The organism is Streptomyces sp. NPDC104831 (assembly GCF_055583025.1).
The window spans coordinates 1-10,961 of sequence record NZ_JBVJOT010000115.1; the positions used below are offsets into that span (position 1 = coordinate 1).

Annotated in this window: 12 protein-coding genes and 1 pseudogene; all 13 read left to right on the top strand. The window is 69.9% G+C overall.

Annotated elements, in window-relative coordinates; genetic code table 11:
* Positions 1–228: 228 nt before the first annotated feature.
* The 13 genes and pseudogenes from ACZ63H_RS37875 to ACZ63H_RS37935 all read left to right on the top strand — a co-directional run bounded on the left by ACZ63H_RS37875 (position 229) and on the right by ACZ63H_RS37935 (position 10,859).
* The gene (locus ACZ63H_RS37875; protein WP_469873008.1) at positions 229–480 is read left to right on the top strand and encodes a helix-turn-helix domain-containing protein; all 252 of its coding nucleotides are present in this window, start codon (positions 229–231) and stop codon (positions 478–480) included.
* A 17-nt stretch (positions 481–497) separates the two neighbouring features.
* Positions 498–911 carry a DUF6415 family natural product biosynthesis protein gene (locus tag ACZ63H_RS37880; RefSeq protein ID WP_469873009.1) on the top strand — a complete coding sequence of 138 codons (414 nt, stop codon included), beginning with the start codon at positions 498–500 and terminating at the stop codon, positions 909–911.
* Positions 904–1,731 carry a hypothetical protein gene (locus ACZ63H_RS37885; RefSeq protein ID WP_469873010.1) on the top strand — a complete coding sequence of 276 codons (828 nt, stop codon included), beginning with the start codon at positions 904–906 and terminating at the stop codon, positions 1,729–1,731. The genes ACZ63H_RS37880 and ACZ63H_RS37885 overlap by 8 nt, the downstream gene beginning before the upstream one ends.
* Positions 1,728–2,717, top strand: coding sequence for a Scr1 family TA system antitoxin-like transcriptional regulator (locus ACZ63H_RS37890; RefSeq protein ID WP_469873011.1), 990 nt, complete (start codon positions 1,728–1,730; stop codon positions 2,715–2,717). The genes ACZ63H_RS37885 and ACZ63H_RS37890 overlap by 4 nt, the downstream gene beginning before the upstream one ends.
* A gap of 34 nt (positions 2,718–2,751) precedes the next feature.
* Positions 2,752–3,618 (top strand): SAM-dependent methyltransferase, encoded by an 867-nt coding sequence (locus ACZ63H_RS37895; RefSeq protein ID WP_469873012.1) that lies wholly within the window; start codon positions 2,752–2,754, stop codon positions 3,616–3,618.
* Positions 3,615–3,797 (top strand): annotated as a pseudogene (locus tag ACZ63H_RS37900) (hypothetical protein); the annotation flags it as partial. The gene ACZ63H_RS37895 and the pseudogene ACZ63H_RS37900, both read left to right, overlap by 4 nt.
* Positions 3,798–3,916: 119 nt before the next feature.
* Positions 3,917–4,567, top strand: a complete 651-nt coding sequence (locus ACZ63H_RS37905; protein ID WP_469873013.1) for an SAM-dependent methyltransferase — start codon at positions 3,917–3,919, stop codon at positions 4,565–4,567.
* A gap of 756 nt (positions 4,568–5,323) precedes the next feature.
* Positions 5,324–6,580: a TfuA-like protein gene (locus ACZ63H_RS37910; RefSeq protein ID WP_469873014.1), complete on the top strand. Its 1,257-nt coding sequence runs from the start codon at positions 5,324–5,326 to the stop codon at positions 6,578–6,580.
* Positions 6,570–7,715: a YcaO-like family protein gene (locus tag ACZ63H_RS37915; RefSeq protein WP_469873015.1), complete on the top strand. Its 1,146-nt coding sequence runs from the start codon at positions 6,570–6,572 to the stop codon at positions 7,713–7,715. The genes ACZ63H_RS37910 and ACZ63H_RS37915 overlap by 11 nt, the downstream gene beginning before the upstream one ends.
* Positions 7,712–8,590, top strand: a complete 879-nt coding sequence (locus tag ACZ63H_RS37920; RefSeq protein WP_469873016.1) for a class I SAM-dependent methyltransferase — start codon at positions 7,712–7,714, stop codon at positions 8,588–8,590. The genes ACZ63H_RS37915 and ACZ63H_RS37920 overlap by 4 nt, the downstream gene beginning before the upstream one ends.
* On the top strand, positions 8,587–9,600 hold the full coding sequence (locus ACZ63H_RS37925; protein ID WP_469873017.1) for an NAD(P)H-dependent glycerol-3-phosphate dehydrogenase: 1,014 nt from the start codon (positions 8,587–8,589) through the stop codon (positions 9,598–9,600). Before ACZ63H_RS37920 ends, ACZ63H_RS37925 begins: the two co-directional genes overlap by 4 nt.
* A gap of 76 nt (positions 9,601–9,676) precedes the next feature.
* Complete coding sequence (locus ACZ63H_RS37930; protein WP_469873018.1) at positions 9,677–10,018, top strand: hypothetical protein; 342 nt, start codon at positions 9,677–9,679, stop codon at positions 10,016–10,018.
* Positions 10,005–10,859 (top strand): hypothetical protein, encoded by an 855-nt coding sequence (locus ACZ63H_RS37935; protein WP_469873019.1) that lies wholly within the window; start codon positions 10,005–10,007, stop codon positions 10,857–10,859. Before ACZ63H_RS37930 ends, ACZ63H_RS37935 begins: the two co-directional genes overlap by 14 nt.
* The last annotated feature ends 102 nt before the right edge of the window (positions 10,860–10,961 follow it).

Below are 10,961 nucleotides of genomic sequence, written 5' to 3' on the forward strand. Positions count from 1 at the left end.
GATCCACGGCCGCGACTGACGCTTCCCCACGACCCGACCAACGAGCAGACAAGCCGATAGTCACTTGATCAACAACTTCTGTTAGGACCCCTAAGTATCTCGACCACGACGCTCGATCGTGACGTCCGGCGGGCGTGCGGGCAGTTGGGGATCCAGGTACCGAAGTACGCTCCGCTGATCGACACAGTGGTCCGCGACCGGCTGATCACTCTGGGGCCTTGTGAGCACGTGCGCCTGGACGAGGCCTTGGTGCACATTCTGCGGCTGGTGGCGGAGGGGCACACCAACCAGCAGATCGGGGAGCGGCTCGGCCTGTCGGAGGACGGGGTGATTGACCGCCTCCGAGTGATCATGCGTCTTCTGAACGCGCGTACACGGTGGCAGGCCGTGGCCCGCGGCTGGCAGTGCCGCATCTTCCGGCACCCCAACTCGAACCCGTCCGGTATCGCGCCGACGCGAACGGAACAGGTGAGGGCGTGACGTACCTACCCCCGGGCATGCCCGACAAAGTCCAGTTCCTGGAGGCCGTCGAAACGGTGCTGGGCTGGAAGCTGGACGGTCCCGACCTCCCGCCGACCGAAGTCGCCTCGGCTCTCCTGGAGCAGCTCACCGCGTACGGCCAGGTTCTCACCGAGGACTTGGACGCTCAGTACCGGAACATTCCCGAGGACTCGCCTGCCTACGGTGCCGCGCAGGCAACGCTCGGGGAGGCCCACCGGCGGCTCGGACTGCCACTTCCGACCGGTTCCGATGACGCGGTCAGGAAGCGGGCACAGAACATCGGCCGGCTCGTCCAGGCCCTGCTTCGCGCTGTCGGGCAGGTCGGCGAGGAACAGGCAAGGAGATCCCGGCCGGGAAAGGCACTGACCATCGTCCGGCCCGTCACCGCGAGGGGACGGCCTGGTGAATGAGGCCGGTCTCATCGTCCTGATCGCCTTCATGTTGCTCGTGGTGGCAGGTTCCGCCCTGTCCGACCTCGTGGCAGCCTCACGAACGGAAAGCCTTATGACCAGCTCGTCAGCTCCGTCCGAATACGTCAGGGTCCCCGAGTTCGGTGACGCGGCCCGGCGGCTCGGCGAGGCCCTGTTGTACGTGGACGGCCAGCACAAAATCATCGCCTCCACTGGCCGACTTCAGGTGCTGTCCTACCTGGGTCCCCTGCTGGCCGTCCCCGACGTCGACGCTAACGCCGGCAATGCCGTCCAGATCACCGCCGAGGCCCTGGAAGCCGTCGGCGTCGGAGTGCACGTCGAGCGCAACCCTGCTGACGGTCGGGGCGTGCTCGTGACCTTCCACACCGAGCAGGACGTCCACCGGCTGGTCGACACCGTGACCCAGCGGTTCCCGGCTGCCCTGAAGCACGCGGTGCAGTTGGTCACGCTCATGGAGCGGCTCGATTTCTCCGCCCCGGACCGCGTCGAGCCGTGGGGCGACACAGTGCGGGGGGTGTATCTCAACGGAGAGGACTCGCGGAAGGTCCTCGTTGCGCTCGGCGAGCCGGACGAGAAGCTGATCCTGGACGACTCGAAGCTGCATCCGTTCGCCGATCGCCTTTCCAAGCTGCTCACGGCCAAGCTCGGCGGGGACAGGATCGAGGTAGACGCCTACCCCTCCCGCGGCGACTTTTGCAGCCACTGCGCCGACGAGCTGCTGGCGTTAAGCCCGCTCTCACCCGACCAGACCGAGGCTCTCGTGAACGCCCTCGCCGCGACACAGCAGGCGACGGCATGACCGCGAACAGCCTGGGCACGTCCCGCCCTGCGCCGGCCCCGTACGCCCAGCAGCCTGCCCCACCGACCGGCGGCCAGTCCCCCGCCCGGCCGCTCACCACGTCGGGCCCGTCCCTGTCGCTTCCCACCATCCCGGCACCGCTGGTCACCCCGCCACCGGGGGACATCGTCGTCGGCGCCTACCTGCGCGCCCTGCGCCTGGACGCCAACCGCACGGCCACGAGCATCGCCAACGATCTGAGAATGAACCTGGCCGTGGTCAGCCAGATCGAACGGGCAGCCCGGCCTGTGCCACCTGGCCAGGTGCGTGACCTGATGCGCTTGTACCGGGTCACCGAGAAGGCGGAGACCGAGGCGGTCCAGCGACTTCTGGCCGATCCCCGCGACCCGGGCAGGTTCCGGGTATTCGACCACAGCCCCGGGGCGTACGACCGACTGGCGGCGGTCCAGCGCAGCGCGACGAGTCTGCGGTCCTACACCTCGTACCTGATCCCCCGCCCGTACCGGACCCCCGGATACCACCAGGCCCTCAAGCCGCCCGGCACCCCGAAGAGCGACGCCAGGCCGGCGCCGCTCGGCCAGGAGACCCCTCGCCCCTTCACCAGCGGGAGGTTCACCCTCCTGCTGGCCGAGACGGTGCTCCACCGGTCCATCGGCGGGCTCCGTGTAATGGCCTGCCAGCTCCAGCACCTCGTTGATCTGGTAGACGGCGAGCGGGCCCAGATCATGGTTGTGTCGTCCCGCCACAGAATCCCCCCGCTCGAATCCTCGGTCACCGAGGCGATCGTCCACGGGCACCGCCTCTACGTGACCGAACAGCCTGTGGGCATCGAGTACCGCTCCGGTGACGGCTACCCGCCCCTCCTGCGCGGCTGGCTGGACACGCTGCACCAGGCGAGCCTTTCCCGCGAGGACAGCCGAGACCTCATCAGCCAGGTCCGCGACACGCTGTGGCGCCGGGCCGCGGTCGAGCCGGACACCGAATGACCACCCCCCCCCCCCGCATGATCAGGAGCAAGGCGTGACGAGCGACCAGCCGGCCACCGATCAGGAGCCTCTGGGGATGACGGGTCCCAGCGTCGCACGGGTCTACAACGTCCTGGAGGAAGGCGTAGACCACTATCCGGACGACCTCCAGCTGGCCAGGAACCTCTCGATGACAGCACCGTGGTGGCCGCAGGCGGTCCGGACCGACAGCTGGTACCGGCCGCGCGCCGTCGAGTTCATCGCACGCAGCCTGGACATCACCCAATTCGTAGACCTGGGATGCGGACTGCCCCCCGCACGCCAGCGTGGGATGCACAAACTCGCGCCGCAGACCGTGTACGAGGTCGCGCGCCGCGTCCACGGCGCTCCCCGGGTCGTCTACGTCGACAACGATCGAATGGTGCATGCGCACGCCAAGGGCAGGCTGGACACGTGCTCGGGCACGGCGGCGGTCAGGGCGGACGTCCGGGACATCGACCAACTCCTCGCGCATTCCGACATCGCGTGCATGCGGGGAGCGCCGATCGCCTTCCTGCTGCACGACCTGCTGGCGTGGTGGGACGACGAGGCCGCCCACCGGGTGATGGCCGCGCTGCGCGGGTGGTCGCCGCCGGGCAGCGCCATCTCCATCTCGCACGTCACGAACGACCGGATGCCGGAGGTGATGCAGGAACTCGCCGGCCGGTACGCGGCGGCCGGCATGCACTACCAGCCGCGGACGTTCCGGGAGATCACCGACCTGCTCGCCCCTCAGGCCCAGTGGGAGCTGCTGGCGCCCGGCATCGTACCGACCAGCCAGTGGGGAGTCACCGGTACGGCCGCGGTGGTCGACTGGACGCGCATCCAGTCCTACGCGGCCGTCATCGCCAAGATCCAGGCGCAGGCAGGAGACAAGGCATGACCGAGAATCCGACCCGGTCGGTGCTGGTGCAGGCGTCCGTCACTCGCGTCGAGAACCACCTGCTCGGTGACACGGACACCTACGAGGTCGACCGGGAGTTGGCGGAGCGGCTGCTGGAGGTAGCGCCGTGGCTGCCGTTGATGGTGAGGGTCAACGGCTGGTTCCGTGAACGCGTCGTCCGCGTCCTCCGCTGTGTGCTGGGCATCAGCCAGTTCATCGACCTGGGTTGTGGGCTGCCCCCCGTATGGACCAGGGGGGCAACGGGCGGGGGCCGCGCCGGTACGTCGCAGGGGCTCCCGTGCACGAGGCCGCGCACCTTCCCGCTGACGGGCCCCGGCCCCGGGTGGTCTACGTCGACAGTGATCCGGTGGTGTGCGGGCACGCCCGCATGGTGTTGGGCGAGGACGAGAGCACCGAGGTCGTCAAGGGGGACGTCGGGCAGATCGGCAGGCTGCTCGCGCATCCTGCAATCATCGGTCTGGACCGTCAGAAGCCGATCGCCGCCCTCGCGCACAACCTGCTGCCGTGGGTGGAGAAGACCGCTGCGGACCGCTTGCTGACGCGGCTGCGCGAGTGGCTGCCGCCGGGCAGCGCGATCTCCGTCACCCACGCCACGACCGAGTGGGTGGAGCAGGAGATGGAGGCCCTGGCTGGGATCTACGCCTTGGCCGGCATCCGATACGAGGCGCGATCGGTGCAGGAGATCACAGACCTGATCCGCCCGGGGGAGAACTGGGAACTGCTGGCGCCGGGCATCGTCCCTCTCGACCTCTGGCGGCCGGACCCCATCAGCAAGGTGCCCGACTGGCGGCACTGGTCGGCTCTCTCGGCCGCTCGCGCGGCCGTCATCACCAAGCGGATGGTGCCGTCGTCGGGGCCGCACGACCAGGCCGATCCCGCCCTTCACCGAATTCGCACGCGAACGGTGAAGGAGAGCGAACGCCCATGACCACGCAAATCGAGAAGCGGTGGTACAGCCTCGGCTACCTCTTCGGGGGGTTCACTCCGGCGAGCGAGGCACTCCCTGCGCCGCCCGCCGAGCAACCTGTGCCGCACACGGACTGGAGGGCGGAGGACGAAGCGGAGAAGCAGAAGCGGAAAGCCGCAGAAGCCACCGCTGCGGAGCAGGCAGCCCGGGCCGCTGGCTTCATACCGGGCGGGCCCTATCCGGGGCGCAAGACGGTCCCCTGGCCCTCCGTCTGTGCCACGTGTGGGGCACCGCGCCGGCCCACCCTCTACGACATCGAGAGAGGCACTCGGTGCGCGCACACAAGAGCAGGCCGAACGCCGTGATGCTGCGCTTCCGTGCCGACCGTACTCGCCACGTCCAAGGCGCCGAGCGCATGCCGTTCAACAGGCTTCCCGCCCCTGCCAGGGGCGGGCAGGCGGGCCCCGTAGAAGCAGCGGAGCCCGCGCACCACCGGTACGGGCGGGTTGCCGCCCGCGCCGTCACGACATTCGAGATGGATGAAGGAGACGCACATGGAGCAGTCCAAGTCCGCTGCCGCGGCCGTCAGTAACCCGCTGCCGGCCGACGAGCGCGAGGAGATCACCGAGGCGCCGGTGGTTGCCTACGACGTCTTCGACGAGGAGTAGATCACCTCTGCTCACGTGCTCTGAGCTGGGCGCTCCTCCCTCCTTCTATGGTCCCCATGGGGCCTGGGAGGGGCGCCCTCTCGCGGTTCACCTTGTCTGGAGGGTTGGAGTGATTCACGTGTTCGTCGGACCGACGCTGCCGCGGTCCGAACCGCGCCTTGCCGGACCAGGCGTGCGGGTGTGGCCGCCGGTGCGGCACGGGGACCTGTTCGACGCCGTGATCCGCGATGGCGACACGGTGGTGATCATCGATGGCGTGTATCACCAAGCGCCGGCGTTGCGGCACAAGGAGATCCTGGCCGCGATGGGACGGGGCGTTCGGGTGATCGGGGCGGCGAGTATCGGCGCGCTGCGGGCGGCCGAACTCCGCGAGTTCGGGATGCACGGGATCGGCAACATCTACGCCGGCTACGTCCGTGGCGAGATCGACGGCGACGACGAGGTGGCGGTCGGACAGGCCCCCGATGGCGAGTTCGATGCGCTGACCTGGCCGGTCGTCAATCTGCGGCATGTTCTGTCGCTGGGTGTCCTGGCCGGTGTCCTGGACGGTGCGCGAGCTGCCGCGCTGCTGGAGGAGTTACGCGCGGTCTTCTACCCGCAGCGCACTACAGCGGCGGTGCGAGCCGTCTGCCGTCGCCAGGGCGAGACGGCGTTCGCACGATGGCTGGCCGAGCAGCGGTTGCGGGACCGGCACTTCGGTGACCTCAAGCGCGCCGACGCCCTTGCGGCCGTGCGTACCGCGGTGAACGGGTGGGGGTCGTCGCTCGGAGTCACCCGGCCCTCGCCTTCGGCGTGGGCGACGACGTACTTCCATCGCTGGTCCAACGCCTTCTCCCGGAGGTGCGTGGACGGGCTGGATCTGTCCACCGAGGACCGGCTCGTCTATCAGCAGGTGTTCGACCCGGCGTACAGCCAGAGGTGGACGGCTTACCTCGAACACCGCTCGCTGAACCCGGCCGACGGACCGGGCCGGCCGTTGGAGGTGCGGCTGGCCGAGACCACCAGCCGGCTGCTGCCCGCCGACCGGGTGTTCCACCCGCTGGTCGATCTGAGGGACGAGGCGAGTGTGTCCCTGTTGCTGGCAGGCGAGAGCAAGCAGGATCGCCAGGCAGTCGCCCGGTACGCCGACGCCCTCACACGGGCCCACCACACGGCGGCAGGGTTCTCGGTCGCCGCGGTAAGCGACGATCTCACCCGCCGGCTGCTGCTCCGGATCTGGCGCTGTGCCGAGCAGGGCCTCGACGCGGAGGCGTCCGCGCGCGGGCTGGTCTGCGAGGCGCGCGCCGTCGAGGCGGCCAAGCGGCTTGTGCCCGGGTTCCTGGAGGAGACGGCCGAGCGGACGGAGGTGACCCGTCATGGGCGCTGACGACATGGTGGTGCTGCCGGGCACGGTGCGCACCCGGTCACCCGAGCAGACGTGGGAGGCGGTGTCGCAACACCTGCCGGAGTTCGGTATCACCCGGGTCGCCGACCTGACCGGTCTGGACTGCGTCGGGCTGCCGGTCTGGACGGCGATCAGGCCCGCCTCGCTGACCTTGAGCGCGTCACAGGGCAAGGGCGCAACCGGCCTACTGGCGAAACTGTCCGCGGTCATGGAGGCGATCGAGCTGTGGCACCTTGAGCAGCCGCTGCCCGTCGCGGCCCGCGGCCCGGCCGCCGCAGTCGCCCCGGACTGTCCCGTCAGCGAGCTGCCGTTGACCGTCCCGTGCGCCGGGCGCGTGCTGGCCGCCATGGTGTGGGAGTGGACTTACGGCACCGGCCTGGTGAGCGGCGAGAAGGTACTGCTGCCGGCCGATCTCGTCCGCTGCCGGCCGCAGCGCTCGGAGTGGGACCCGGATCTGCTGCGTGCGACCAGCACCGGTCTTGCATGCGGCAACACCCGTGACGAGGCCCTGCTGCACGCCCTGTTCGAGGTGGTGGAGCGGGACGTGCTGTACCAGGACGGGCATTCCAGCGGCCGGCAGCGCACCTTGATCGCGCCTGGGACGGTTCAGGACCCGCACGGCCGGGAGGTGATCGGCCGGCTTGTGGCGGCGGGGATGGAGCTGGAGATCGCGCTGGTGGACGGCCCGTACGGGCTGCCGGTGTGCGTGGCCTACCTGTGGTCGGAGGACTTCCCGGTGGTCTTCGCCGGCGGCGGCTGCCACAGTGACCCGGCGATCGCGCTGACCCGGGCGCTGACCGAGGCAGCCCAGTCCCGGCTGACCGCGATCGCCGGGACCCGTGACGATCTCCCCAGCCATCCGGACAGCTCCGGCATTCCGCTCTTCCGGCCGGCAGCAGCGACGGGGCTCACGCCCTGGCCCGAGGCGAGCGGCCACTTCACCGGGGCCTGCGGTGGCCTCGCCGACCAGCGCGCTGACGCGGCGCGGCGGATCGCACATGTCACCGGATACGAGCCGGTGGCCCTGGACCTGTCCGACCGGACCGGACCCGTCCACGCCGTGAAAGTCGTCTGCCCCGGCACCCGCTCACGGATCAGGAGGTCGATGTCCCGGTGAACTCCGTCACCTCGGCGACTCCGCCCGGCGGGCAGCGCTCTGTCCAGTACGACGACTTCCACGCCGCCCGTGCCCGCACCGATCTCGTCGCGCGCCTGTATGCGAGGGCGATGGGAGAGAACTACCCGGTCGAAGTCGCCGCGTCCAGCTCCTGCGACTGGCCTTTGCTGGGGCTGATGACCGCGCGCCTGTGCATGCGGCCCGGCCAGCTCCTCGTTGACGCCGGCTGCGGCACCGGAGGCATCGGCCTGTGGCTAGCCCGCGCCCTCGCCGTCCGCCTGGCCGCCTTCGACCTCTCACCCGTCGCTACCGCCCAGGCCACCTCCCGCCGCGCCCACTTCCTCGGGCCCGCCGCCGACCGTGCCGTCTTCCACGTCGGGGAGCTGGAGAACACCGGCCTGCCCGACGGCTGCGCCCACGGCATCGTGTGCGTGGACGCCCTCGGCGGAGCCGCCGACCGAGGGGCCGCTCTGCGTGAACTCGCCCGCGTCCTGGCCCCGGGCGGCCGTCTGGTCGTCACCCGCTCGCTGCGGCGCGGCGCACAACCGGCGTGGCACGAGCAGGTCGCCGCCGCCGGCCTGACGCAAGAGCACCTGGACGAGCGGCCCGGTGAACCCGCGATGTGGGAGCGGCTCTACCAGCTGTGGATCGCCCACGCAGACCACCTGCGGCGCGAGCTGGGCGAGGCCCCGGCCGAGAACATGCTCCGCGAGGCACACCGGATGCTCCCCAAGGTCCGCGGAAGGCGAGCCGTCCTGCTGACGCTGCGGCGGCAGGCAGATGCTCACGCGGTGTCCAGCACGGCCGATACGATGCCCTCGCCCGTCAGCTGGCGTGGCGACAGGCCCCCATCCGACGAGAGGACCCCGCGATGACGCCGTACCGCTGTGCCCGTGCGGCGGTGCTGTCGGCCGGGTCCTGGGGCACTGCCATCGCCAAGATCATGGCCGACGCCGGTACCAGCGTCGTCGTGCACGCTCGCCGCAGCGAGATCGCCCACGCGATCAACACCAGCCACCGCAACCCGGGCTACTTCCCGGACGCCGAGCTGCCTGCCCTCGTCACAGCGACGACTGATCCAGCCGCCGCCCTGGACGGCGCGGATTTCCTCGTCCTGTCCATCCCCGCGCAGTCCCTGCGGACCGCTCTCGCCGCATGGGCGCCGCACATCGGGCCCACCACCGTGATCGTGTCGCTGATGAAGGGCATCGAAGCGGACAGCAACCTGCGCGCCAGCCAGGTCATCACCGAGGTGACCGGCATGCACGCGGACCGGGTCGCAGTGCTGTCGGGCCCGAACCTCGCGGCGGAGATCATGGCCGGACAGCCAGCCGCCGCCACGATCGCCTGCCCCGACGAAGCAACCGCACGCTGCTTCCAAACAGCCTGCCACACGTCCTACTTCAGGCCCTACACCAGCACCGACGTGATCGGCTGCGAACTCGGCGGCGCGGTGAAAAACGTCATCGCTCTGGCGGTCGGCATCGCCTCGGGCATGGGCCTGGGCGACACCGTCGCGGCCATGCTCATGACCCGCGGACTGGCCGAGGCCACCCGTCTGGCGGTGGCCATGGGCGCCCGCCCGGCAACCCTCGCCGGTCTGGCCGGCGTAGGCGACCTGGTGGCCACCTGCTCCTCCCCGCTCTCCCGCAACCGCACCTTCGGCACCCACCTCGGCCGCGGCCTGAGCGTCGCACAGGCGACAGCCGCCACCAAGCAGACCACCGAAGGCGTCAAGTCCGCGAAGGTCATCCTCGCCCTGGCCCGGGCCCACAACGTGGAGATGCCGATCACCGAGGCGATTTCCGCCCTGCTGAACGGAAAGGTCACCCTCGACCAGGCCGTGACCGCACTGATGCAGCGGCCGCCCAAGCCCGAGCGCTGACCCGGGCGGCCCCGCTCCCGGGCCCGCCCACCAACCCCGTCACCCTCCCACCCCGGAGGCGTCCATGCACGTGTCCGTGCTGTCCACTGTCCAGATCGCCCTCACCGCCGCCTTGGTGGTATGGATGATCACCGGTTTCACCCGCCTGCCCGGCCGCTGGCTGCGCTGGAAGATGTTCTGCCGCGCCACCTTCACCATCATCACGCTGACCGGCACCAAGGACGGCCGCACCGAGCCGGTGAACCCCTACAGCTTCCTGACCCCGGGCTCCTTCGTGCTCGGACCGCCCCAGCTCCTGACGATCATCAATCACCTTCGCCGCAGTGGTCAGTACGACCGGATCGACGGGCACGGCCGTGTCCTGTCCGAGCGGGGCGAGCAGTCCATCGAAGTGAGGGACAGCCGTGTGGTTCTTTGACGCCGTCGCCTCTGGCTTCCAGCAGCCCACCGACCCCGGACGGCTCCAGTACTTCCGCATCATCTTCGGCACGGTCCTCGCCCTGCGCTTCGGCCTCTCCATCGGCCAGAGTGGCTGGGACCGGTTCGTACCCGGCTCGCTCAGTCTGCACCTGGCACAGCGGCGATACGGCTTCGCGCGAGCCCGTCTGCTCGCCAGTGCCTACCGGCCGGCGCTCCTCATCCGCACCATCGCCGCCCTCACTCTGGCCGCCGGCCTGGTACCGAGGCTCTGCCTCCTGCTGGTCCTGGCCGGAGCCGCCATGGAACTCCTCTACCTGAAGAGCCCCAACTCGATTCACTACACCCTGCTGACCGGCGCCTGCCTACTGGCCGCCGGCGACCTCGGCAGCGGACTGCACATCGACCACATTCCCAGCACGGCCAACACCTGGGCCCAGTGCCTCCTCGTGCTGATCACCACGGACATCTACTGGAACACCGCCTGGCAGAAGATCCGCTCCCGCCAGTTCCGCACCGGCCTGTACCTCGCCCAGTGGGTTCACGTCTACGCCCAGGTCAAGGACCAACTGCCCTATCAACGCGAGCATGCCATCCCGGGCCTTGTCCTGCGCCAGATGGGCAACCTCACCGACCGAGACGTTCGCCTGTGGCGCCTCATCGCGGCCACCGTCATCGCAGCCGAGATCGCGCTGCCCATCGCCCTCCTCATCCCGCAGACGGTGCCGTACGCGGTCCTAGCCGGCATCGGCATGCACGCCGCCTTCACGTGCCTCAAGCCCCGCCAGCTCATCACCTTCTCCGGCCTCACCCTCGGTACTTACGTCGCCTTCGCGGCCTGACCGGTGCCTAAGAGGTCCTAACAAAGGCGTTGGACGTGGCGGTAGGTGATGAGGCAGGTGGCGAGGCCGAGGAAGGCTTCGTGGATGTCGTCGCGTCGTTCC

Bases quoted from the DNA above. Each gene is read 5' to 3' on its own strand.
- ACZ63H_RS37925 (WP_469873017.1), top strand. From the start codon at position 8,587: ATGACGCCGTACCGCTGTGCCCGTGCGGCGGTGCTGTCGGCCGGGTCC.
- ACZ63H_RS37880 (WP_469873009.1), top strand. From the start codon at position 498: ATGCCCGACAAAGTCCAGTTCCTGGAGGCCGTCGAAACGGTGCTGGGC.
- ACZ63H_RS37915 (WP_469873015.1), top strand. From the start codon at position 6,570: ATGGGCGCTGACGACATGGTGGTGCTGCCGGGCACGGTGCGCACCCGG.
- ACZ63H_RS37890 (WP_469873011.1), top strand. From the start codon at position 1,728: ATGACCGCGAACAGCCTGGGCACGTCCCGCCCTGCGCCGGCCCCGTAC.